This window comes from Mycobacterium intracellulare ATCC 13950, from assembly GCF_000277125.1.
Taxonomy (GTDB): Bacteria; Actinomycetota; Actinomycetes; order Mycobacteriales; family Mycobacteriaceae; genus Mycobacterium; species Mycobacterium intracellulare.
The window spans coordinates 1,616,949-1,639,681 of record NC_016946.1 but is presented as its reverse complement, the minus strand read 5'-3'; the positions used below and the strand labels follow the sequence as shown (position 1 = coordinate 1,639,681).

Annotated in this window: 21 protein-coding genes and 1 rRNA gene; 1 reads left to right on the top strand and 21 read right to left on the bottom strand. The window is 65.9% G+C overall.

What is annotated here, in order from left to right:
* Positions 1-177: 177 nt before the first annotated feature.
* Positions 178-1,708 (bottom strand): 16S ribosomal RNA (locus tag OCU_RS32875).
* A gap of 361 nt (positions 1,709-2,069) precedes the next feature.
* Positions 2,070-3,323: a UDP-N-acetylglucosamine 1-carboxyvinyltransferase gene (gene murA / locus OCU_RS32870; RefSeq protein ID WP_008254832.1), complete on the bottom strand. Its 1,254-nt coding sequence runs from the start codon at positions 3,321-3,323 to the stop codon at positions 2,070-2,072.
* A 114-nt stretch (positions 3,324-3,437) separates the two neighbouring features.
* Between murA and OCU_RS32865 the strand changes: the two genes are divergently transcribed.
* Complete coding sequence (locus OCU_RS32865; protein WP_009955322.1) at positions 3,438-4,022, top strand: cob(I)yrinic acid a,c-diamide adenosyltransferase; 585 nt, start codon at positions 3,438-3,440, stop codon at positions 4,020-4,022.
* A 30-nt stretch (positions 4,023-4,052) separates the two neighbouring features.
* On the opposite strand, the gene OCU_RS32860 is transcribed toward OCU_RS32865, so the two are convergent.
* The 19 genes from OCU_RS32860 to OCU_RS32770 all read right to left on the bottom strand — a co-directional run bounded on the left by OCU_RS32860 (position 4,053) and on the right by OCU_RS32770 (position 22,731).
* Positions 4,053-4,496 carry a DUF2550 domain-containing protein gene (locus OCU_RS32860; protein ID WP_009955321.1) on the bottom strand — a complete coding sequence of 148 codons (444 nt, stop codon included), beginning with the start codon at positions 4,494-4,496 and terminating at the stop codon, positions 4,053-4,055.
* A 6-nt stretch (positions 4,497-4,502) separates the two neighbouring features.
* Entirely contained in the window at positions 4,503-4,868 is a 366-nt protein-coding gene (locus OCU_RS32855; RefSeq protein WP_008254826.1) for a F0F1 ATP synthase subunit epsilon, read from the bottom strand.
* Positions 4,869-4,918: 50 nt separating this feature from the next.
* A complete protein-coding gene (atpD, locus tag OCU_RS32850; protein WP_008254823.1) occupies positions 4,919-6,379 on the bottom strand; it encodes a F0F1 ATP synthase subunit beta in 1,461 nt (486 codons plus the stop codon).
* A 28-nt stretch (positions 6,380-6,407) separates the two neighbouring features.
* The gene (locus OCU_RS32845; protein WP_008254818.1) at positions 6,408-7,322 is read right to left on the bottom strand and encodes a F0F1 ATP synthase subunit gamma; all 915 of its coding nucleotides are present in this window, start codon (positions 7,320-7,322) and stop codon (positions 6,408-6,410) included.
* Positions 7,323-7,328: 6 nt separating this feature from the next.
* Positions 7,329-8,984 carry a F0F1 ATP synthase subunit alpha gene (atpA, locus tag OCU_RS32840; protein ID WP_008254816.1) on the bottom strand — a complete coding sequence of 552 codons (1,656 nt, stop codon included), beginning with the start codon at positions 8,982-8,984 and terminating at the stop codon, positions 7,329-7,331.
* A 70-nt stretch (positions 8,985-9,054) separates the two neighbouring features.
* The gene (locus OCU_RS32835) at positions 9,055-10,395 is read right to left on the bottom strand and encodes a F0F1 ATP synthase subunit B/delta (RefSeq protein WP_009955320.1); all 1,341 of its coding nucleotides are present in this window, start codon (positions 10,393-10,395) and stop codon (positions 9,055-9,057) included.
* A gap of 6 nt (positions 10,396-10,401) precedes the next feature.
* A complete protein-coding gene (locus OCU_RS32830; RefSeq protein ID WP_008254811.1) occupies positions 10,402-10,935 on the bottom strand; it encodes a F0F1 ATP synthase subunit B in 534 nt (177 codons plus the stop codon).
* A 9-nt stretch (positions 10,936-10,944) separates the two neighbouring features.
* Positions 10,945-11,193 carry a F0F1 ATP synthase subunit C gene (locus OCU_RS32825; protein ID WP_024636915.1) on the bottom strand — a complete coding sequence of 83 codons (249 nt, stop codon included), beginning with the start codon at positions 11,191-11,193 and terminating at the stop codon, positions 10,945-10,947.
* 84 nt (positions 11,194-11,277) lie between these two features.
* The gene (gene atpB, locus OCU_RS32820) at positions 11,278-12,036 is read right to left on the bottom strand and encodes a F0F1 ATP synthase subunit A (protein ID WP_008254800.1); all 759 of its coding nucleotides are present in this window, start codon (positions 12,034-12,036) and stop codon (positions 11,278-11,280) included.
* Positions 12,029-12,523 (bottom strand): ATP synthase subunit I, encoded by a 495-nt coding sequence (locus OCU_RS32815; protein ID WP_008254797.1) that lies wholly within the window; start codon positions 12,521-12,523, stop codon positions 12,029-12,031. The genes atpB and OCU_RS32815 overlap by 8 nt, the downstream gene beginning before the upstream one ends.
* A gap of 216 nt (positions 12,524-12,739) precedes the next feature.
* Entirely contained in the window at positions 12,740-13,918 is a 1,179-nt protein-coding gene (gene rfe, locus OCU_RS32810; protein WP_008254794.1) for a UDP-N-acetylglucosamine--decaprenyl-phosphate N-acetylglucosaminephosphotransferase, read from the bottom strand.
* Positions 13,919-13,979: 61 nt separating this feature from the next.
* Positions 13,980-14,639 carry an L-threonylcarbamoyladenylate synthase gene (locus OCU_RS32805; RefSeq protein WP_014379592.1) on the bottom strand — a complete coding sequence of 220 codons (660 nt, stop codon included), beginning with the start codon at positions 14,637-14,639 and terminating at the stop codon, positions 13,980-13,982.
* Positions 14,636-15,562 carry a peptide chain release factor N(5)-glutamine methyltransferase gene (gene prmC, locus OCU_RS32800; protein ID WP_014379591.1) on the bottom strand — a complete coding sequence of 309 codons (927 nt, stop codon included), beginning with the start codon at positions 15,560-15,562 and terminating at the stop codon, positions 14,636-14,638. The genes OCU_RS32805 and prmC overlap by 4 nt, the downstream gene beginning before the upstream one ends.
* Before the next feature lie 28 nt (positions 15,563-15,590).
* Positions 15,591-16,664 carry a peptide chain release factor 1 gene (gene prfA / locus OCU_RS32795; RefSeq protein ID WP_014379590.1) on the bottom strand — a complete coding sequence of 358 codons (1,074 nt, stop codon included), beginning with the start codon at positions 16,662-16,664 and terminating at the stop codon, positions 15,591-15,593.
* A 99-nt stretch (positions 16,665-16,763) separates the two neighbouring features.
* Entirely contained in the window at positions 16,764-16,994 is a 231-nt protein-coding gene (gene rpmE, locus OCU_RS32790; RefSeq protein ID WP_008254787.1) for a 50S ribosomal protein L31, read from the bottom strand.
* A gap of 172 nt (positions 16,995-17,166) precedes the next feature.
* Positions 17,167-18,984 carry a transcription termination factor Rho gene (rho, locus tag OCU_RS32785; RefSeq protein WP_373368561.1) on the bottom strand — a complete coding sequence of 606 codons (1,818 nt, stop codon included), beginning with the start codon at positions 18,982-18,984 and terminating at the stop codon, positions 17,167-17,169.
* 318 nt (positions 18,985-19,302) lie between these two features.
* Complete coding sequence (gene thrB, locus OCU_RS32780; RefSeq protein WP_165576447.1) at positions 19,303-20,250, bottom strand: homoserine kinase; 948 nt, start codon at positions 20,248-20,250, stop codon at positions 19,303-19,305.
* Positions 20,251-20,326: 76 nt separating this feature from the next.
* On the bottom strand, positions 20,327-21,409 hold the full coding sequence (gene thrC, locus OCU_RS32775; protein ID WP_008254781.1) for a threonine synthase: 1,083 nt from the start codon (positions 21,407-21,409) through the stop codon (positions 20,327-20,329).
* Entirely contained in the window at positions 21,406-22,731 is a 1,326-nt protein-coding gene (locus OCU_RS32770) for a homoserine dehydrogenase (protein WP_014379587.1), read from the bottom strand. The genes thrC and OCU_RS32770 overlap by 4 nt, the downstream gene beginning before the upstream one ends.
* Positions 22,732-22,733: the final 2 nt, after the last annotated feature.

The following is a 22,733-nucleotide window of genomic DNA, read 5'->3' as shown; positions in this document are numbered from 1 at the left end:
CACACCCCACCACCAAGATGGAGGGACTCCACACGGATCGACCGAGTGTTGTCTCAGGGCCCAATAGTGTGTCTGGCAATCATTTGCTGTTGTGCACCCGGCCCCCGTCCACTACAGACGGGAACCCCTCACGGCTCGCACCCCACCAATTGGAGTGCTTTTCGTGGTGCTCCTTAGAAAGGAGGTGATCCAGCCGCACCTTCCGGTACGGCTACCTTGTTACGACTTCGTCCCAATCGCCGATCCCACCTTCGACAGCTCCCTCCCAAGGGTTAGGCCACTGGCTTCGGGTGTTACCGACTTTCATGACGTGACGGGCGGTGTGTACAAGGCCCGGGAACGTATTCACCGCAGCGTTGCTGATCTGCGATTACTAGCGACTCCGACTTCATGGGGTCGAGTTGCAGACCCCAATCCGAACTGAGACCGGCTTTAAAAGGATTCGCTTAACCTTGCGGCATCGCAGCCCTTTGTACCGGCCATTGTAGCATGTGTGAAGCCCTGGACATAAGGGGCATGATGACTTGACGTCATCCCCACCTTCCTCCGAGTTGACCCCGGCAGTCTCTCACGAGTCCCCGGCATTACCCGCTGGCAACATGAGACAAGGGTTGCGCTCGTTGCGGGACTTAACCCAACATCTCACGACACGAGCTGACGACAGCCATGCACCACCTGCACACAGGCCACAAGGGAACGCCTATCTCTAGACGCGTCCTGTGCATGTCAAACCCAGGTAAGGTTCTTCGCGTTGCATCGAATTAATCCACATGCTCCGCCGCTTGTGCGGGCCCCCGTCAATTCCTTTGAGTTTTAGCCTTGCGGCCGTACTCCCCAGGCGGGGTACTTAATGCGTTAGCTACGGCACGGATCCCAAGGAAGGAAACCCACACCTAGTACCCACCGTTTACGGCGTGGACTACCAGGGTATCTAATCCTGTTCGCTCCCCACGCTTTCGCTCCTCAGCGTCAGTTACTGCCCAGAGACCCGCCTTCGCCACCGGTGTTCCTCCTGATATCTGCGCATTCCACCGCTACACCAGGAATTCCAGTCTCCCCTGCAGTACTCTAGTCTGCCCGTATCGCCCGCACGCTCACAGTTAAGCCGTGAGATTTCACGAACAACGCGACAAACCACCTACGAGCTCTTTACGCCCAGTAATTCCGGACAACGCTCGCACCCTACGTATTACCGCGGCTGCTGGCACGTAGTTGGCCGGTGCTTCTTCTCCACCTACCGTCAATCCGAGAAAACCCGGACCTTCGTCGATGGTGAAAGAGGTTTACAACCCGAAGGCCGTCATCCCCCACGCGGCGTCGCTGCATCAGGCTTGCGCCCATTGTGCAATATTCCCCACTGCTGCCTCCCGTAGGAGTCTGGGCCGTATCTCAGTCCCAGTGTGGCCGGACACCCTCTCAGGCCGGCTACCCGTCGTCGCCTTGGTAGGCCATCACCCCACCAACAAGCTGATAGGCCGCGGGCCCATCCCACACCGCAAAAGCTTTCCACCTAAAGACATGCGCCTAAAGGTCCTATCCGGTATTAGACCCAGTTTCCCAGGCTTATCCCGAAGTGCAGGGCAGATTGCCCACGTGTTACTCACCCGTTCGCCACTCGAGTACCCCCGAAGGGGCCTTTCCGTTCGACTTGCATGTGTTAAGCACGCCGCCAGCGTTCGTCCTGAGCCAGGATCAAACTCTCCAAACAAAAACTCCTCGATGAACGAGGTGAATTTCAAATCAGAGATACCTGACAAGACACCAAATAACTGGCATCAAAAATTGCCATACCCACACACGGGGAGTGCTAGGTATGGCCAAAAAAACAACAACAAATAAAAAGACCAAACACACTATTGAGTTCTCAAACAACACTTGTTTCGCCCGTTTTGGGGCAACCCTGCCAGCTTAATACAAGTCCGGCAGTGGAGTCAACTCCCAGTTTTGGTCTTCCAGAGACCGAGTCGGGAGCAGCCGTGCCAGGCTAGTACCAATCCAGCGAGGGAGTCAAGGCCCCGCTCTCGTCCACCTTCGCGTCGGTGATCGCGCTTGTGGGGCACTGACTTTGGTTACTCTACCCGCTCGATCTCCGCTCCCAAAATCGCCAGGTTTTCCACGAACAACGGGTAGCCGCGATCGATGTGGAAGACGTCGTGAACCTCGGTGTCGCCGTCGGCGACGAGCCCCGCCAACACCAGGCCGGCGCCGGCCCGGATGTCCGAACACCACACCGGCGCGCTCGACAATTGCGGCAGCCCACGCACGACGGCATGGTGCCCGTCGGTGCGGGCGTCGGCGCCCAGCCGGATCATTTCCTCGACGAAACGAAAGCGCGCCTCGAATACGTTCTCGGTGATCATCGACGTGCCATCGGCGATCGACGCCAGCGCGATCGCCATGGGCTGCAGGTCGGTGGGAAACCCGGGAAACGGCAGGGTCGCGACATTGACGGCCTTCGGGCGCTCGTACTGGGCCACCCGGAAGCTGCTTTCCGTTTGGGTGACGGTGGCGCCGGCGTCGTGCAGCTTGTGCAGCACCACCTGCAGGTGCGCCGGGTCGACACCGGTGACCGAGATGTCTCCGCGGGTCATCGCGGCGGCGATGCCCCACGTGGCGGCGACGATGCGATCCCCGATGACGCGGTGTTCGGTCGGGTGCAGCCGCGGGACGCCGGTGATGGTCATCGTCGGCGAACCGGCGCCTTCGACCTGCGCGCCCATCTGGTTCAACATCGTGCAGAGGTCGACGACGTCGGGTTCGCGCGCGGCGTTGTGGATCGTGGTCACGCCTTCGGCCACGACCGCGGCCATCAGGATGTTCTCGGTGGCGCCCACCGACGGAAACTCCAACTGAATCTCCGCGCCGCGCAACGTATCAGCCTGCGCCACGACGCATCCGTGTTCGATGTTGCATTGCGCGCCCAGCTGGCGCAGGCCGGCCTGGTGCATGTCCAGCGGCCGCGAGCCGATCGCGTCTCCGCCGGGAAGGGCGACGCGGGCCCGCTTACACCGACCGACCAGTGGGCCCAGTACGCACACCGAAGCCCGGAACTGGCGCACCGCCGCGAAGTCGGCATCGTATTTCGGCTCGTCGGGCGAGGTGATCCGGGCGACGTCACCGTCGAGTTCGACGGTTGCCCCGAGGCCGCGCAGCACCTCGGCCATCAGCGGCACGTCGAGGATGTCGGGGCAATTGGTGATGGTGCTGGTGCCTTCGGCCAACAACGCCGCGGCCATCAGCTTGAGCACGCTGTTCTTTGCGCCCCCCACCGCGACTTCGCCGGACAACCGGTTGCCGCCGGTCACCACGAATCGCTCAGCCACCCGGGTCAGTCTAGTGAAGCGGTATCGGCTTGTCAGTCGGCCGGCTTGCCAGCGAGCCCGTATGCCAACGAGCCAAGTCTTGGCCCCTACACGCGCCGCAGTACCGTTTTGCTCATGGCAGTGCACCTGACCCGCATCTACACGCGGACCGGCGACGACGGCACCACGGGATTGAGTGACTTCTCCCGGGTCCCGAAAACCGACCCCCGCCTGGTGGCCTACGCCGACTGCGATGAGGCCAACTCGGCGATCGGCGTCGCCGTCGCCGTCGGTCACCCCGACGGCGAGCTCAAGGCCGTGTTACGCCAGATCCAAAATGACCTCTTCGACGCCGGCGCGGACCTGTCCACCCCGGTGGTGGAAAACCCCGAGTACCCGCCCTTGCGGGTCACCCAGCCCTACATCGACCGGCTCGAAAAGTGGTGTGACACATATAACGAGTCGTTGCCCAAGCTGAATTCCTTTGTGCTGCCGGGCGGTTCGCCGTTGTCGGCGTACTTGCACGTGGCGCGCACCGTGGTGCGCCGAGCCGAGCGCTCGGCGTGGGCGGCGGTCGACGCCGCCCCGCAGCAGGTCAACATCCTGCCCGCGAAATACCTGAACCGCCTGTCGGATCTGCTCTTCATCCTGTCGCGCGTGGCCAACCCGGACGGCGATGTGCTGTGGAAGCCGGGCGGCGGGCAAGCCCCCACGAGTTAACCGGCACCGCAGGGCGTTCGGTGATGCGGGCTAGATGCTGCGCCGGCGGGAACGCGGCGACGGGCGCGACTCCAGCCACGACAGGAACGCGGTCAGCGCACCCTTGTCGAAGGCGATCTCGTAGCCAGACCTGCGGTCCTGGGTCGTGTCGCGCAGTTCGATGACGACGATCTCGTCGGTCATGATGTCGAATTCGTCGCCACGTGGCGCGCGCCGGGCCACGATCTCAACGCCTCGCCGGCTCAGCCGCCGGTCCGGCCACAGTCGCAGGCTGGAGAGCCGGTAGAACGCGGCTTCGCCGCCGCGGTAACGGATTACACCATGCCGCCAGCCGTGACCGCCCACCGCGGGAACGTCGCGCATGATCCCCGCCGTGCCGCCCTGGCGCAGCTTCCACAGCCGATAACTCAACGCAACGACGGCGGCCGCCAGCACGACGACGAGCACGACCATGGCGGTCATGGGCGCGCTCATCGGCGCTTAGTCGATCGCGCCGACGGCGCGCAATCTGGCGCGCCCCCTGGCGGCGATACGCGGATCGTCCGACTCAGAAGCCTCTCTCGCGGCGCTCTCGTCGATCTCCGACTCGAACTCGGCGGATTCGGCCAGGATGGTCACCGTCTCCTCGGTGACCGACAAGAATCCGCCATCCACCGCGACCCGGAGATCGTCGTCGCCCTCTCGTTCGACGCGCACCATTGCGTCGTCGACCAATTGCGCTACCAGCGGGATGTGCCGCGGCATGATGCCGATCTCACCGACGGTGGTGCGGGTGAACAGAAACGTTGCCGCACCCGACCAGATCTTTCGGTCGACGGCGACGATCTCAACGTTCAATTCGGCCATGCCACAGACCCCTTCGATAGCGTGCGAGCCCGTTTCGGCCCGGGTGCAAGTTAGAGCTTGGCGCCAAGGCTCTCTGCCTTCTTGGCCAGGTCGTCCAGACCACCGATCAAGAAGAAGGCCTGCTCGGGCACGTGGTCGAACTCGCCCTTGGTCACGCGGTCGAACGCCTCGATGGTCTCCTTCAGCGGAACCGTCGAACCCGGCTGACCGGTGAACTGCTCGGCCGCCATCATGTTCTGCGACAGGAACCGCTCGATGCGCCGCGCCCGCTGCACCAGCTGCTTGTCCTCTTCGGACAGCTCGTCGATACCGAGGATCGCGATGATGTCCTGAAGGTCCTTGTACCGCTGCAGGATTCGGATGACTTCCTGGGCCACGCGGTAGTGCTCGTCACCGACGACGCTCGGGTCGAGGATGGTCGAGCTCGAGGCCAGCGGGTCCACCGCGGGGAAGATGCCCTTGGAGAACACCGACCGCGACAGCTCGGTGGTGGCATCCAGGTGCGCGAAGGTCGTCGCCGGCGCCGGGTCGGTGTAGTCGTCGGCGGGCACGTAGACCGCCTGCATGGACGTAATCGACTTGCCTCGCGTCGAGGTGATGCGCTCCTGCAGTTCGCCCATCTCGTCGGCCAGCGTGGGCTGGTAGCCGACCGCCGAGGGCATACGACCGAGCAGCGTCGACACCTCCGAACCGGCCTGGGTGAACCGGAAGATGTTGTCGATGAACAACAACACGTCCTGGCCGGCCTCGTCACGGAACCACTCGGCCATGGTCAGCGCGGAAAGCGCCACTCGCATACGGGTACCGGGCGGCTCGTCCATCTGACCGAACACCAGCGCGGTGTCCTTGAGCACGTCGGCCTCTTGCAGTTCGACCCAGAGGTCGTTGCCCTCGCGGGTGCGCTCCCCCACCCCGGCGAACACCGACGTACCACCGAAGTTACGGGCGATGCGGTTGATCATCTCCTGGATGAGCACCGTCTTGCCGACACCCGCACCACCGAACAGCGCGATCTTGCCACCACGCACGTACGGGGTGAGCAGGTCGACGACCTTGAGGCCGGTTTCGAGCATCTCGGTGCGAGGCTCGAGCTCTTCGAACGGCGGCGGCTTGCGGTGAATCGACCAGTGCTCGAGGTCTTCTCCGTAGCCCGGCTTGTCGAGGCAGTGCCCCAGGGCGTTGAAGACGTGGCCCTTGACCTCCTGGCCGACGGGCACCGAGATGGAACGACCCGTGTCGGTCACCTCGACCCCACGCACCAGGCCGTCGGTGGGCTGCAGCGAGATGGTGCGCACCAGGTTGTCCCCGAGGTGCTGGGCGACCTCGAGCGTGAGGGTCTTCGCCAGTTCCTCGAACGTGATCTCCGCGTTGAGCGCGTTGAACAGTTCCGGCACGGAACCGCGGGGGAACTCGACGTCGACGACGGGCCCGGTGACCCGTACCACCCGGCCGCTGGTGTCGCTCTTGGCCGACTTCGTGGACTTCTCGTCGGTTGCTGTCGTAGCAGGCATAATTTTTTTCGCTTCCTAGTGGTGCTACCTAGCGGGCGTCAGCGAGCGCGTTTGCGCCACCGACGATTTCGCTAATCTCCTGGGTGATCTGGGCCTGCCGCTCGCGGTTCGCCATCAGCGTCAGGGCCTTGATGAGGTCGTCTGCGTTGTCGGTGGCCGACTTCATCGCGCGTTGGCGCGAGGCCAGCTCCGATGCCGCCGATTCGAGCAGCGCCTCGTAAACACGGGTGGTCAGGTACCGCGGCAACAGCGACTCGAAAAGCGTTGTCGCATCCGGCTCGAACGAATACAACGTTCGCACTTCGGGCGGTTCCTCGACATATTCGACCACCATGGGGGCGATCCGGTGTGCGACCGCCGCCTGCGACAACATCGACTTGAACTCGCTGTAGACGATGTGCAACTCGTCGACGCCCTCGACGTCGGACTGGCCTTCGTCCTCGTCGCCGGTGCCCAGCATGAACGCGTTGACCAACGTCTCGCCGATCTCGGCGGCGTTCTCGTACTGCGGCTGCTCGGAGAAGCCGGTCCAGGAGCCGCTGATGTCCCAGTTGCGGAACTTGTAGTAATTCAGCGCTTTACGGCCGACGGCGTACAGCACCGGCGTCTTGCCTTGTTCCCGCAGCAAGGAGAAGAGCTCCTCGGCGCGGCGGAAGATGCTCGCGTTGTAGGCACCGCACAGACCTCGGTCCGACGTCACCACCAGCACGCCCGCCCGCTTCGGTTCGGGCCGCTCGACGAGCAACGGGTGGTCGAGGGCGGCCTCGGCGGCCAGCGTGGTGAGCATCGCGGTGATCTGGAAGGCGTAAGGCCTGGCGGCGTCCAGCCGCGCCTGAGCGCGACCGATCCGCGACGTCGCGATCAGCTCCTGGGCCTTGGTGATCTTTTTGATCGATCCGGCCGAGCGGATGCGTCCGCGCAATTCACGAAGTGTGGCAGCCATAGGTTGCTACTTCTTTGCCTTCTTCTTGGGCGCAGGCTTGGTGACCTTCACCGATTCCTTTTCGAGCTCGCCCTCATCGAGCGCCTCGACGTGCTCGTCGGGCACCACCGATCCACCACCGGTGGCGGCGAAGCCCTTCTTGAAGTTGTTGATGACCTTCTCGAGTTCTTCGGCCGCCTCGTCGGAGAGCTTCTGGGTGTCGCGGATCCCCGACAGGAGTTTCTCTTCGGAGGCCCGGATGTGGTCCAGCAATTCGGTTTCGAAGCGCCGGACGTCCTCAACGGGCACCGAGTCCAGGTGGCCACCGGTGCCGAGGAAGATCGAAATCACCTGCTCCTCGACGGGCATGGGCTGGTACTGGGGCTGCTTGAGCAACTCCACCAGCCGCGCGCCACGATCCAGCTGGGCCTTCGACGTCGCGTCGAGGTCGGAGGCGAAGGCCGCGAACGATTCCAATTCGCGGAATTGCGACAGGTCCAAACGCAGCGAGCCCGCCACTTCCTTCATCGCCTTGATCTGGGCGGCGCCGCCCACGCGGGACACCGAGACACCGACGTTGATGGCCGGCCGCACACCCTGGTTGAACAGGTCGGACTCGAGGAAGCACTGCCCGTCGGTGATCGAGATGACGTTGGTGGGGATGTAGGCCGAAATGTCGTTGGCCTTGGTCTCGATGATCGGCAGGCCGGTCAGCGAGCCGCCACCGAGTTCGTCGGACAGCTTGGCGCAACGCTCCAAAAGCCTTGAGTGCAGGTAGAAGACGTCGCCCGGGTAGGCCTCGCGGCCGGGCGGGCGGCGCAGCAGCAGCGAGATCGCGCGGTATGCCTCGGCCTGCTTACTCAGGTCGTCGAAGACGATCAGCACGTGCTTGCCGTCGTACATCCAGTGCTGGGCGATCGCCGAACCGGTGTAGGGCGCAAGCCATTTGAACCCGGCCGAGTCGGACGCCGGCGCCGCGACGATGGTGGTGTAGTCCATCGCACCACCCTCTTCGAGCGCGCGCCGGACCGAGGCGATCGTGGTGCCTTTCTGGCCGATGGCCACGTAGACGCAGCGCACCTGCTTGCGCTCGTCGCCGGACTCCCAGTTCTGCCGTTGGTTGAGGATGGTGTCGACGCAGACGGCGGTCTTGCCGGTCTTGCGGTCGCCGATGATCAGCTGGCGCTGGCCGCGGCCGATCGGCGTCATCGCGTCGATGGCCTTGATCCCCGTCTGCAGGGGCTCTTTCACGCTTTGCCGCTGAACCACCGAGGGCGCCTGGATCTCCAGGGCTCGCCGGACGTCGGTTTCGATGTCGCCCTGACCGTCGATCGGCTGGCCCAGCGGGTTGACCACGCGGCCCAGGAACGCGTCGCCGACGGGGACCGAGAGGACCTCGCCGGTGCGCTTGACCTGCTGGCCCTCTTCGATCTTCTCGAAGTCACCCAGGATCACCGCGCCGACGTTGTGCTCGTCGAGGTTGAGCGCGACGCCGAGCACGCCGCCGGGGAACTCGAGAAGTTCCTGGGTCATCACGGACGGCAGGCCTTCGACGTGGGCGATGCCGTCACCGGCGTCGACGACGGTACCGACCTCTTCGCGGGCGGTGTCGGAGGTGAAAGAGCCTACGTACTCCTCGATGGCGCTCTGAATGTCACCAGCGGAGATTGTCAACTCGGCCATGGCTTTTCGTCTTCCTACTTGATCTTCGTAACGCGTGCGTCGGGATGGATTTGTGGTTGGTCTGGGGTGGTCAGTCGGGCAACTGCGCCTCGGCCGCGGTCAGACGGGACGCGAGCGTTCCGTCGATCACTTCATCGGCCACCGAGATGAGCAGCCCGCCCAGCAGTTCGCTGTCGATCTGCAGCTGCACCGCCACCGGGTGACCATAGATGCGGCTGAGCACCTCGGTCAGGCGGGTGCGCTGGGCGTCGCTCAGGTCGGCCGCGGCGCTGACCTGCGCGACGACTTCGCCGCGGCGCGCCACCGCAACCTCTGCGAGGAACTGGATGGCCTCCTCGGCCGGCTGGCCCCTGAGCAACTCGACCGTCTGGGTCAGCAGCGCGGCCGCGATCGGATGAACCTTGGTGCTCGCGCTGTCGAGCACCTTGCGCAGCAACGCAACTCGGCCTTCCACCGGAACGGCGTAGTCGCCCAACAAGATCGCCAGTCGTGGTTGCGCATCCAGGATGCGCGAGAACCGGAACAGTTGTTCCTCGATCTCGTCGACCTTGTCCTCACGTTCGGCGACTTCGAGCAGCGCCTGCCGCGAGACATGCTCGAGGGCGTCGATGAGGTCGGAACTGGCCGACCAGCGCTCCGATACGGCCGAGCGCAGAACGTCGAGGGTAGCGTCGCCGACCTGGCCGGCGAGCAACCGCTCGATCAACCGGGTCCTGGGTTCCGCGTCCTCGGCGGGCACGGTGAGGTACCGGGTGACAACGATTTCGCGGTCCAGCATCTGCGCCACGGAGACGAGTTCGCCGGACAGGGTGGAAAGTCCCTTGTTGTCAAGGTCTTTGGTGATGGTGCTGAACCACTCCGAGAGGTTGGTCAGCGCGACACGGCTCGACGAGCGCATCTTGGTCATCAGCGGATACTGGACATCCGCCGATGCGGGCGCCATCGCGTCGAGGTCGTCGAGGAATCGATCCACGGTGGCCGATCGCTGTGCGGAGTCGGCGACGAAGTTACGCACCAGCTCGCCGGCCTGGCGCACCGCTTCGTGACCGAGTTCCAGGCGCAGCTGACGACTCAGCTGGGTACGTAGCAGGTCGACCTGGCGGCCGCCCTGCGACTTGATGCGTTCCGCCTCGACACCGGCCTGGGCTGACAACTGCTCGGTGATGCGCTTGGAGTCCGACTCCGCCTCTTCGACAACGCGTTTCGACTCTGCCTTGGCGTCCTCCACGGCCTTGCTGTGGGCGGTGGTCGACTCGGTCAACCGATCGCTCGCCGCGGCCGCGTCCTTCAATTGCTGGCGCACCGTGGCCTGCCGCGCGGCCATCAACCGACGCACCGGCGGCACGACATAACGCACCACCAGGAACACGATGGCCGCAAAGCCCACCAACTGGCCGATGAAAGTCGACATACGTAATTACCGTCCGGATGTCTTGGTTGCGGATGTGGTCGCTGCAGCGGGGGCGACGTCGACGCCGAGGATGCGACTGGCCAACGTCGCCGCCATGGACGCCACGTTGGCACGCAGATCCAGTTCCACGGCGTCCCTTTCCCGCTTCAGTTGCTGGGCGGCCAGCTGCAACGTCGAGGACACCTCTTGCTCGGCCCGGGCCCGCGCCTCTTCCACGACCTTACGGCCCTCGGCGCGCGCGTTGTCGCGTAACGACGACGCCTGCACTCGGGCTTCGGTCATGGCTTCTTCGTAATCGGCCTGGGCGGCCTCGAACTGCTCGGCCGCCTTCTTGGTGTCGGCGGCCGTCTTGGCAACCATGGCGTCGCGCTCGCGCAACACCTTCATGACCGGCGGCACGACGAACGTGCCGATGACGGCCAGCACGATCAGGAAGATGGCCAGCACGAAGAAGAAGGTGCCGTTGGGAACGAGGAAGTTGTTGCCTCCCTCTGCCACCACCTGGCCGGACGCCAGAACGCTCAGGCTCGCGTCACCCATCACAGCGAACTAGGTGCCGACGGGTGTTGCGAAGACGAACAGCGCCATGAAGGCCAGGTTGATGAAGTAGGCCGCCTCAACCAGACCGACGGTGATGAAGAACGGCGTGAACAGCCGACCTTGCGCCTCGGGCTGCCGGGCGATCCCGGAAACCAGCGCGTTACCGGCGATACCGTCACCGATACCGGCACCGATCGCGCCGCCGCCCATGATGAGTCCACCGCCGATGAGTGCAGCGGCAGCGACTTGGGGGTCCAGAGCCATTCTTATCCTCCTTGATATCTGGTAGGGGTCTACCAGGCCTCTGTAATGGTGCGTGGGACAAAACAATTCATGGTGGCTTTAGTCATGGTGATCCTCGATCTCCATGGCTTGACTGAAGTACAGGATGGTCAGGATCGAGAAGATGAAGGCCTGGATCGCCCCGACGAACAGGTCGAAGGCCTTCCAGATCGCGTTGGGCGCCCACATGATGTACGGCGGGAACAGCGCGATCAGCGCGACCAGGATGCCGCCGGCGAAGATGTTGCCGAAAAGTCGCAGCGACAACGAGATTGGCTTGGCCAGCTCCTCGACGACGTTGATCGGCGCCAGGAACGCCACGTGGCCCTTGAGCACGGCGAGGGGGTGTCCGACGACGCCGCGGCGCCAGATGCCGGCCACGTGGTAGCAGACAAAGACGAAAAGGGCCAGCGCCAGAACGTAATTGATGTCCGCCGCCGCCGACTTCAGCAGCTCGGTGGTGTGCCCGGAGGCGTCGGTGTACTGCAGCGGGAGCACCGACAGCCAGTTGGAGATCAGGATGAACACAAAGATGGTGACGGCCAGCGGCAACACGAACGGCGCGATCCGCATGCCGACCGCGCTCTCGATCTGGTCGCGCATCTGGACCGTGATGGCTTCCCAGAACAACTGAACACCGCTGGGGACACCGGTCGAGGTGATCTTCGCCCGCAGGAAGAAGGCCAGCGCGAGCACGATCAGCGCGGCGATCCCCGTCGACATGATGGTGTCGGTGTTGACGGTCATGCCGAGCCAGGTGGCGTGGTTGTGTTCGCCGACCTCGATCGCACCTTCGGCCAGGAACGTCGTCTCAGGCATCGGTGGTGTTCCTTCCTTCCGTACCTTCCGATCCTGCGTTGACGCCGCCTCCGGCACCGTCCGCGGATTCCACCCAGTCGCCGGCGCGCAGCTTCTTCCACACCGGCAGCGCCGTCGATGCCACCAAGAGGATCTGGAAAAGCGCCAATCCGAACACCACGCCCAGGCCGGCGGGCCGGAAGACGTAGGCGATGATCAGCCCGATGACGGTGATGATGGCCAGCCGAGACGCCGAGTTGACGGCCATCGACCTTTTCAGCGGGTGATCTTTCGCGGTGATCGACTCAACGGAGCGACGCACCAGTACCGCATTGAGCAAACCCAGCAGCAGCCCGATCCCGAAGAAGACGCCAACCATCAGGTGACCGGATAGCCCGGCTGCGAGCACCGCCACCGCCGTGATGGCAATGCTGATCGCGAAGAGCCGAACCGGACGGAAAGCAACAGAGGGAAACACCAACGGCGCGTCCTGCGCTGGTGTCGTCACTGCAGCACCTCAATCCCAGGTTGGTGAAACGGGAACCCCTCGACCGACTGATCGGTGGTCCGCCGAGCGTATCGCACGTCACAGTTGAATCACCCAAGGGGTATCTCCCGAGGCCGGTCTTGAACCAGCCCGATCGGATGAGCCTCCGAGGGGCCGGTCGCCTGTGCGGCTTTTTGGGGTTCTACCTGGACCGTACCACACAACACGCCCCTACTACTACCCCTCGTCGTAGTAGTCGTCGCCCCGGCGCAAGAGCGGGATCGCCGTCGCGACGCCGGCGACCACGATGGCGCCCAGCATCACCGCGGCGGTGTCGCGGGGGCGGAAAAAGATCGTGCTCGCCGCGCCGAACGCGACGATGCCGACCCACAGATAAATCAGCAACACCACGCGGCGGTGGGAATGGCCGATCTGCAGCAACCGGTGATGCAGATGCATCTTGTCGGGGCTGAACGCGCTGCGGCCCGCGCGGGTGCGGCGCACGATCGCCAGCAGCAAATCGAGCATCGGCACGAAGATGACGGCCGCGACCAGCAGGAACGGTGACAGCAGGGCGAACACGTCGCGGGCGCCGTAGGCGTTTTGCGAAACGGGGCCGGCCGCCGTCGTGGAGGCGGCGGCCAGCATCAAGCCGATCAGCATCGAGCCGGAGTCGCCCATGAAGATCTTGGCGCGATGAAAGTTGTGCGGCAGAAAGCCCAGACACGCCCCCGCGAGCACCACCGAGATCACCGCCGGCGGATAGAAGAGGACGTCGCCGCCGTGGTCGCGGAGCAGCCCGACCGAGAACATGCAGATCGCCAACGCGGTGATCAGGCCCAGCCCGGCGGCCAGACCGTCGAGCCCGTCGACGAAGTTCATCGCGTTGACCACCGATACGGTGAGCGCCAGCGTCAGCAGGATCGACGACGCCTGGTCGAGCACGATGGTGCCGACCCCGCCCATGGGGATGTACAGGACGCTCCAGGCCACACCCATGGTGACCAGCACGCTGGCCGCGGTGATCTGGCCGGCGAACTTGGTCAGGGCGTCCAGGCCCCACCGGTCGTCGATCAGCCCGATCCCCATGATGACCGCGCCGGCCACCAGGACCGCTGGCATGCCCGTGGAGTAGACGAACCCGCGGGTGAGCGCGGGAAGCTGGGAGGCCAGGAACACCGCGGTGACGACGCCGAGAAACATCGCCAGCCCGCCCATGCGCGGGGTGGGTGTGACATGTACGTCGCGCTCCCGCGGATAGGCGACGGCGCCCAGCCGGGTCGCCAGCACGCGGACCGGTCCGGTGGCGAAATAGGTGATGATCGCCGCGGTGAGTCCCACCAGCGCCAGCTCGCGTAGCGGAACACCGGCGCCGCGGTCAGAAAGGGCGAGCAAACCACCGGCAAGGTTGGTCATGTCGCTGGACACCAACGAGACCGTAGTGCACAAACCTGGGAGCTCGCGACAACCGCTCCAGTCAGGCCTCGGCGGTCAGGCCCTCAGGATCGACACCGAGGACTTCGGCGATGCGCTCCGCGCTGACCGGGCCCAGCCGCAGGATGCGTGGCGTGGGTCCGGTCAGGTCCACGATCGTGGAGGCGGCGCCCTGCTCGGACGGACCCGCTTCCAGGTAGACGTCGACGAGATCGCCGAGTTGATCTCGCGCCTCACCGGCGTCCACGGCGGCCGTACGGCCGGAGATGTTGGCGCTCGAGACCGCCAGCGGTCCCACTTCACGCAGGAGTTCGATGGCGACCGGGTGCAGCGGCATCCGCAGCATCACGGTGCCGCGGGCATCGCCGAGGTCCCACTGCAACGACGGCGCCTGCGTGACCACCAGGCTGAGCGCACCCGGCCAGAACGCGCGGATCAGGTCGCGGGCGCCGTCCGGCATGGTGTAGACGAGCCCCTCGATGGTGTGCCAGGAGCCGACCAGCACGCCCACCGGCATGTCGCGCCCACGCCCCTTCGCCGAGAGCAGCGCCGAGACCGCGGCGCTGTTGAACGCGTCGGCACCGATGCCGTACACCGTGTCGGTCGGCATGACCACGAGCCGCCCGCCCTTGAGAGCTCCTGCCGCCGCGGCGATTCCGAGCGCGCGCTGCTCGGGATCGGCGCAGTCAAAGACGTCGGTCATTGGCGCCACTCCTCCTCATCGCTGCGCTCTGCATCGTCGCGACGCGCGTCATCGGCGCCACTCCTCCTCGCCGTCACGAACCGCGGCCGGCCGGTCAGGTCCTGACGCGCCTGGACGTCCTCGAAAAGCCCGGTGCGAACGAACAATTCCACGGTCTCGCGCGAAGTGGTGTCGTCATGCTCGATGCCGATCAGCCCCCCGGGACGCAGCCAACGGCCGGCGAGGCGCACTATCGGAGCAATCACCGCCAGACCGTCCGGCCCGCCGAACACCGCCTGGTAGGGATCATGTTGGGCGACTTCAGGGTCCAGCACGGCGCCGTCGGGAACATAGGGCGGGTTGGCCACGATCAAGTCGACTCTTCCGTCCAGTTGCGGAAGCACGCCGGGTTCGGTGACGTCGGCCCGCACGATCTCGATGGCCGTGCCCTCAGCGTTACCGCGCGCGTACTCGAGGGCGGCGTCGGAGTTGTCGAGAGCGACGATTCGTGCTTCCTGCCCCAGTTCGGCCCGCTGGTGGGCCAGCGCCACCGCCAAAGCGCCGGACCCGGTGCACAGGTCGACGATGACCGGCCGTGGCGCAAGTCGTTGCGCGCGGGCCCATTCCAGCAGGGCCTCGGTTTCGGGGCGGGGTATGAACACGCCGGGACCGACGCGCAGCTGCACGGGACCGAATGCCGCCGTCCCCAGCAGATGCTGCAGCGGCACGCGTCGCGAACGAACGGCCACCGCGTCGCGGTACCGTCCGAGAAAGTCCTCGCCGGGCGATTCGAGCAACGCCAGGCGACCGCGGTCGATGCCCGCCAGGTGCGCGGCCAGCTGCTCGGCATCCCAACGCGCGGAATCGATTCCCGCTTCGGCGAGGGTGGCCGTCGCATCGTCGATCGCGCGCCGCAGGCTGAGCTGGCGTGTCCCGCTCCTCATCGCTTCGCTCCGCGTCGTCGCTGGGACGTCATGCTTGTTGCAGCCGACTTTGCTTGTCGGCCGCGGCCAGGGCATCGAACAACGGATCCAGGTCGCCGTCGAGCACTTGATCGAGATTGTGCGACTTGAAGTTGATGCGGTGGTCGGCGATCCGGTTCTCCGGGAAGTTGTAGGTGCGGATGCGCTCGCTGCGGTCCACCGTGCGGATCTGACTGGCCCGGTCCGCCGACGCGTCCGCCAGCGCCTGTTCTTCGGCCAAGGACTGCAGGCGCGCCGCCAGAACCTGCAGCGCCCGCGCCTTGTTCTGTAGCTGCGAGCGCTCGTTTTGACAGGTGACCACGATTCCGGTGGGCAAGTGCGTGATCCGCACCGCGGAGTCGGTGGTGTTGACACCCTGGCCGCCCTTGCCCGACGAACGGTAGACGTCGATGCGCAGATCCGACTCGTCGATCTGCACCTCGCCGATTTCTTCGGGTTCGGGATACACGAGCACACCCGCCGCCGAAGTGTGAACGCGGCCTTGGGATTCCGTCACTGGGACGCGTTGAACCCGGTGCACCCCGCCCTCGAACTTCATCCGCGACCAGACCCCGTCGGCCGAATCACCCTTGCTGGCGATGGACAGCGTCGCGTCCTTGTAACCGCCGAGGTCCGAGGTGGTTTCGTCCAGCACGGTGACGGTCCAGCCGTGCCGCTCGGCGTAGCGAATGTACATCCGGGCCAGGTCGGCGGCGAACAGCGCCGACTCTTCCCCGCCCTCACCGGATTTGACCTCGAGCACGATGTCGTCGGCGTCGTGCGGGTCGCGCGGGGCCAGCATGTCGGTGAGCTGGGTGTCCAACTCGGCCACCCGGGATTCCAGATCGCTCGCCTCGGCGGCGAAGGAATCGTCGTCGGCGGCCAGTTCGCGCGCGGCCTCGAGGTCGTCACGGGCGGCCATCAGCTTGCGGTAGGTGCCGACGATCGGGGCCAGCCGCGCGAAGCGCCGTCCGGCCTTGCGGGCCTCGTCGGGGTTGCTGTGCAGTTCGGGGTCGGCCAGCCGTCGCTCGAGGTCGGCGTGCTCGGCCAGCAGCACGTCAATGGTCTGTACCGGCTTCGTCATGCCACACCTCCTGCCCCGTTGTCGCCCGTCACTGCCGCAAACGCAAACCGACGCCCGGCCTGTGCGACTGCACGCACAGTTCGGGCGTCGGTAACCGAGCTATTTGTCGGCAGCGGCTCCGGCCTTGCGCTTGCCGTAGCGCTTCTCGAAGCGGGCGACCCGGCCACCGCTGTCCAGGATCTTCTGCTTGCCGGTGTAGAAGGGGTGGCACTGCGAGCAGACCTCGACGGTGATGTGGCCACCCTCTTTGGTGCTGCGCGTCTGGAAGGTGTTGCCGCATCCGCAGAGCACGGTGGTCTCCGCGTAGGCGGGGTGAATGTCAGCTTTCATGGTGTCCTCTTCGATCGTTTCAGCGTCCGATTATGCCGGGTCAACCGTCATGCCCCAAAACAGCGGGATGGGCTTCGCCATTCCCGGGGCGGTCGCCGCGAACTTGAATCACGGCGCTGGCGCCCGGTGTGTCTTGTGCGTGGTTTAAGTGTCGCGGTGAGCGACGGTCCCCCTAGTCGTTGTCCATCCCGGGCGTCGTCTTGGACACCTGGACCAGGAACTCGTAGTTGGTCTTCGTCTTGCGCAGCTGCGACATCAGCAGGTCGATGGCCTGGTGGGAATCCAGGCCCGACAGCACGCGGCGCAGCTTGTGCACGATGCCGAACTCGTCCGGCGACAGCAGCAGTTCGTCCTTACGGGTGCCGGAGGGGTTCACGTCGACCGCCGGGAAGACCCGGCGTTCGGAGATCTTGCGGTCCAGCTTGAGCTCGGCGTTACCGGTGCCCTTGAACTCCTCGAAGATGACCGTGTCACCGGTGGACCCCGTCTCGACCATCGCGGTGGCGATGATGGTCAGCGAGCCGCCCTCCTCGATGTTGCGCGCGGCGCCCAGGAAGCGCTTGGGCGGGTACAGCGCGGTGGAGTCGACACCACCGGACAGGATGCGGCCCGACGCCGGCGAGGCGTTGTTGTAGGCGCGCCCGAGGCGTGTGATCGAGTCCAGCAGCACGACGACGTCCTTGCCCTGCTCGACGAGCCGCTTGGCCCGCTCGATGGCCAGCTCGGCGGCCTGGGTGTGATCGGACGGCGGCCGGTCGAAGGTCGAGGAGATGACCTCACCCTTGACCGAACGCTGCATGTCGGTGACCTCCTCGGGCCGCTCGTCGACGAGCACGACCATGAGGTGGCATTCCGGGTTGTTCTTGGTGATCGCGTTGGCGATGTCCTGCAGGATCGTCGTCTTACCCGCCTTGGGCGGCGACACGATCAGCGCACGCTGGCCCTTCCCGATCGGCATGATCAGGTCGATGACCCGCGTGGTCAGCCGGTCGGGCGTGGTTTCCAGGCGAAGACGCTGGTTGGGATACAGCGGCGTCAGCTTGGAGAAATCGGGGCGCTTCTTGGCGTCCTCGACCGAGCCGCCGTTGACGCTGTCCAGGCGGACCAGCGGGTTGAACTTCTGCCGCTGGTTGGGCTGCTCGCCTTCCTTCGGCACGCGCACCGCGCCGGTGACGGCGTCACCGCGGCGCAGGCCGTTCTTGCGCACCATGTTCATCGACACGTAAACGTCATGGGGCCCGGCCAGGTAGCCGGAGGTGCGCACGAACGCGTAATTGTCGAGGACGTCAAGAATGCCGGCTACCGGCTGGACGACGTCGTCCTCGCGCAGTTCGGCGTCGCCGCCCTCTCCGGAGCGCTCGCCCCGGCGCCGGCGGTCGCGGAAGCGGCGTCCCCGCCGGCCGCCGCGTCCTTCGCCGTCGTCGTCCTGCTGGTTCGACCCGCCACGGCCCTGCTGGCCGCCGGAGCCCTGTTGATCCTCGCTCCCGCCACCCTGGCCGCGGTTCTCGTTCTGGTTGTCTTTGTCCTGCTTGCCTTCGCGGCCGTCGGTCTCGCCGGTGGCGCCGCCATCTCGGCCGCCGGTGCGCTCGCGATCGGCATCCTCGTTGGCGCGGTCGGTCGATCCCGCGTCGCGGGAAGCGCCGCGTCGTTCGCGGCGGGGCGCCTCGGTGGGGGCTGCGCCGTTCTGGCCTTCCTTGGCCGCCGGTGCGTCAGCGCCGTTGTCGTCCTTGGTGTCTTTGGTGTCGTCGTCTTTGGTGTCCGGCTTGCCGCTGTCCTCAGTGGACTTCGTGCCGTTGGCGGGCACGCCGTTGGCCTGTCCCCTGACTTCTTTGATCGCGGCGATCAGTTCGTTCTTACGCATACCCGACGTCCCTTTGACGCCGACCTGGTTAGCCAGCGCGCGTAGCTCGGGCAGCACCATGGTGGACAGGGCGCCGGACGAAGCGCTCGTCTTCGCGTCGGGAGTGTGAGTGGTCACGGCATTAGACAGTTGATTGGCGTCAGTGTTTTCGCCAGCCGTGAACAGGTCCGTATCAGTCACGGAGTTCCTTTCTTCCCCCAATGATCACGTCATACGGGGGGTTCGTTGCATTCAGCCAAATTGCCGAGTGCGCCCAATCATCGACTCTGCAACGGTGATCGCCTGGATCGGCGGAGTAAACGGCGAACCTCGTCCACAAGAAGAATTGGTGTTGTCCTAGCGGCAAGGCAGTATGGATGCAGATGCAGATGCTGCGATTGCTGGACGGCTCCGAGGATAGCCCCCATCCCTGCTGGAAGCAAGCAAACCCTCCGGCCACGCTGTTGATCAACCCGCGACGGTGACTCCCGGACTCCAGCGAACTCGTTCGCCGGCAGCCATCTTGATGAGGGCAAATCCGCTTGTGGCGGCGTACTCCACCGCCTCCGGGGGCAACCCCGCCGCCGTGGTCATCGCGATCACCGATGGACCAGCCCCGGACAGCGTCGCTGCCACGTTATGACGCCGCAGCAGCCGCAAATATTCCGCCGAGGCGGGCATGGCCGGTGCGCGCTGCGGCTGGTGGAGCACATCTTCGGTGGCCGCCATGAGCAGGTCCGGGCGTTCGGTCAGCGCGACCACCAGCAACGCGGTGCGGCTGACGTTGAAGCGTGCGTCGTCATGGCTGACCTGCGCCGGCAGCAGCACGCGGGTCTCGGCCGTCAGGGAGCGTTCCTCGGGAACGGCGCAGTACAGGTGGATGTCGGGGTGAAGCCGCAGCGGCACCGCCGCGTACCGCGGGTGATCACCGCTGCGGTCGACCCACGACACGACCGCACCGCCCAGCACGGCCGCCGCCGCGTTGTCGGGATGACCCTCGAAGTCCGAGGACAATTGAATCAGCTGGGTGTCGTCGAGCGTCTGCCAATCCGTCTGCGCGACAAGGCCGTTCGCGGCCGCAAGCCCGCCCACCACCGCCGCCGCGGACGAGCCCAGGCCGCGGGAATGCGGGATGGCGTTGCGGCACCGCACCACCAGCCCGGGGGCGCGGACCCCGACAGCTTGCAGGCCGCGCTCGAGGGCGCGCACCACCAGATGGTCGGCGTCCACCGGCAGTTGGCCGGCGCCTTCCCCCTCCACCGTGACGACCAAGCCGGAGGAAGTTGTCTCCACGGTGATTTCGTCGCACAGACTCAACGCCAGACCGATGCTGTCGAAGCCCGGCCCCAGGTTTGCGCTGGAGGCCGAAACCACGGCGGTGGCCACCAGCCCGGCGGGCAGCATCGAGGTCACCAACGTGACCGCCGAGTGTGGGCGCTATGTACGTGGCCCGCCTGGAATTCGTCCATAGGCCTCGCGCTCGGTGACCGCACTACGCCAGCCCCAGTTTTTCGACCACCAGGACCGGATCAACCGGCAGCGCGGTCACGGTGGGCATATCCCGTAGTGCCGTGTCGGGATCCTTGAGCCCGTTGCCCGTCACCGTGCACACGACCGTCGACCCGCGGGCCACCCAGCCGTCGTCGACGGCCTTAAGCAGACCCGCGATGCTGGCCGCCGAGGCGGGTTCGACGAAGACACCTTCGGACTCGGCCACCAGGTGGTAGGCGGCCAGGATCTCCTCGTCGGTGGCCGCCAGGAAGCGGCCGTTGGATTGGCGCTGCGCGTCGACCGCGGCCGTCCACGACGCGGGCGCGCCGATGCGGATCGCGGTCGCAATCGTTTCCGGGTTCTTGACCGGCGCACCGTTCACCAGGGGGGCCGCGCCGGCCGCCTGGGTGCCCAGCATCCGCGGCAGCTTTTCGATCAGGCCCTCGTGGTGATACTCGGTGTATCCCTTCCAGTACGCGGTGATGTTGCCCGCGTTGCCGACCGGAAGGGCGTGCACGTCCGGCGCTGCGCCGAGCGCGTCGACGATCTCGAACGCGGCCGTCTTCTGGCCCTCGATGCGCACCGGGTTGACCGAGTTGACCAAGGAGATCGTCGGGAAGTCGGCGGCCATCTTTCGGGCCAGTTCCAGGCAGTCGTCGAAGTTGCCGTCGATCTGGATGATCTTGGCGCCGTGCATCACCGCCTGCGCCAGCTTGCCCATCGCGATCTTGCCCTGCGGGATCAGCACCGCGCAGGTGATCCCGGCGCGGGCGGCATAGGCCGCCGCCGACGCCGAGGTGTTGCCGGTCGAGGCGCACAACACGGCCTGTTGGCCGCGCGCCACCGCATCGGTGACCGCCATCGTCATCCCCCGGTCTTTGAAGGAGCCGGTGGGATTGAGGCCCTCGACCTTGAGATGGACTGTGCAGCCGGTCTTTTCCGACAGGCGGGTCGCCGCGATCAGCGGGGTGCCGCCCTCGAGCAGGGTGACCGGGGTCCAGTCGTCGCCCACCGGCAACCGGTCCCGGTAGGCCTCGATGAGCCCGGGCCAGGGTTGGTGGACGGCGGTGCGCGGCGCGCTCATAGGGTGGTCCCTTCCAGTCGCAGCACGCTCGTCACGCTCTGCACGGCATCGAGGTCGGCGAGCGCGTCGACGGTTTCGGACAGCGCGGCGTCCGTGGCGCGGTGGGTGACCACGACGATCCGGGCCCCCACCCGTCGTCCGCCCTCGTCCGCGACGCCCTCCTGCCGCACCTCGGCGATGCTGACCTCGCGCTTGGCGAATTCGGCTGCCACCGAGGACAACACGCCGGGCTTGTCCGCCACGTTCATGCTGACGTAGTAGCGCGTGGAGATCAAACCCATTGGGGCCACGGGGAGTTGGGCGTACTTGGATTCCCGCGGCCCGCGGCTGCCCAGCACCCGGTTGCGCGCGGCCATCACCAGGTCCCCGGCCACGGCGGACGCGGTCGGCGCGCCACCGGCGCCCTGGCCGTAGAACATCAGCCTTCCGGCGGCCTTGGCCTCGACCACGACCGCGTTGAACGCCCCGTTGACCGTGGCCAGCGGATGCGACAGCGGCACCAGCGCCGGATAGACGCGGGCCGAGACCCGTTCCTGGCCATCGCCGTCCGTGATGCGCTCGCAGATGGACAGCAGCTTGATGGTGCAGCCCAGCGCACGGGCGGACTCGAAGTCGGCCGGCGTGACCTTGGTGATGCCCTCGCGATAGACGTCGTCGGCGGTCACCCGGGTGTGGAACGCGATGGACGCCAGGATCGCGGCCTTGGCGGCGGCGTCGTAGCCCTCGACGTCGGCGGTGGGGTCGGCCTCGGCGTAGCCGAGCGCGCTGGCCTCGGCGAGGGCGGTGTCGTAGTCGGCGCCGGTGCTGTCCATCGCGGACAGGATGTAGTTCGTGGTGCCGTTGACGATGCCCGCGACCCGCAACACCGTGTCACCCGCAAGCGACTGGGTGAGCGGCCGGATGACGGGAATGGCCCCCGCGACCGCCGCCTCGAAATACAGGTCGACATGCGCGCTTTCGGCCGCCTGCGCCAGCTCTCCGGTGGAGATGGACAGCAGCGCCTTGTTCGCCGTGACGACCGATTTGCCGTGTTCGAGGGCGCACAGGATGGCCTTGCGGGACGGCTCGACCGGTCCCATGAGCTCCACGACGATGTCGACGTCGTCGCGCGCGGCGAGCCCTTCGATGTCGTCGGTGAGCAGCTCGGCGGGAACGCCACGGTCGTCGGCGACGCGGCGCACTCCGACGCCGCGCAGCACCAGGGGCGCGCCGACGCGGGCCGCGAGGTCATCGGCGCTTTCCTTGATGATTCGGACGACTTCGCTGCCGACGTTGCCCAACCCGAGTACCGCTACACCGACCGGCTTTTCCTCACGCGGCACCA

Excerpts from the sequence above, each read along its gene's own strand:
- atpA (WP_008254816.1), bottom strand. The coding sequence starts at position 8,984 with ATGGCCGAGTTGACAATCTCCGCTGGTGACATTCAGAGCGCCATCGAG.
- atpB (WP_008254800.1), bottom strand. The coding sequence starts at position 12,036 with ATGCCTGAGACGACGTTCCTGGCCGAAGGTGCGATCGAGGTCGGCGAA.
- OCU_RS32805 (WP_014379592.1), bottom strand. The coding sequence starts at position 14,639 with ATGACCGACGTCTTTGACTGCGCCGATCCCGAGCAGCGCGCGCTCGGA.
- OCU_RS32860 (WP_009955321.1), bottom strand. The coding sequence starts at position 4,496 with ATGAGCGCGCCCATGACCGCCATGGTCGTGCTCGTCGTCGTGCTGGCG.
- prfA (WP_014379590.1), bottom strand. The coding sequence starts at position 16,664 with ATGACGAAGCCGGTACAGACCATTGACGTGCTGCTGGCCGAGCACGCC.
- rfe (WP_008254794.1), bottom strand. The coding sequence starts at position 13,918 with ATGACCAACCTTGCCGGTGGTTTGCTCGCCCTTTCTGACCGCGGCGCC.
- prmC (WP_014379591.1), bottom strand. The coding sequence starts at position 15,562 with ATGAGGAGCGGGACACGCCAGCTCAGCCTGCGGCGCGCGATCGACGAT.
- OCU_RS32855 (WP_008254826.1), bottom strand. The coding sequence starts at position 4,868 with ATGGCCGAATTGAACGTTGAGATCGTCGCCGTCGACCGAAAGATCTGG.
- rpmE (WP_008254787.1), bottom strand. The coding sequence starts at position 16,994 with ATGAAAGCTGACATTCACCCCGCCTACGCGGAGACCACCGTGCTCTGC.
- OCU_RS32835 (WP_009955320.1), bottom strand. The coding sequence starts at position 10,395 with ATGTCGACTTTCATCGGCCAGTTGGTGGGCTTTGCGGCCATCGTGTTC.
- OCU_RS32865 (WP_009955322.1), top strand. The coding sequence starts at position 3,438 with ATGGCAGTGCACCTGACCCGCATCTACACGCGGACCGGCGACGACGGC.
- OCU_RS32830 (WP_008254811.1), bottom strand. The coding sequence starts at position 10,935 with ATGGGTGACGCGAGCCTGAGCGTTCTGGCGTCCGGCCAGGTGGTGGCA.
- OCU_RS32845 (WP_008254818.1), bottom strand. The coding sequence starts at position 7,322 with ATGGCTGCCACACTTCGTGAATTGCGCGGACGCATCCGCTCGGCCGGA.
- atpD (WP_008254823.1), bottom strand. The coding sequence starts at position 6,379 with ATGCCTGCTACGACAGCAACCGACGAGAAGTCCACGAAGTCGGCCAAG.
- thrC (WP_008254781.1), bottom strand. The coding sequence starts at position 21,409 with ATGAGCGCGCCGCGCACCGCCGTCCACCAACCCTGGCCCGGGCTCATC.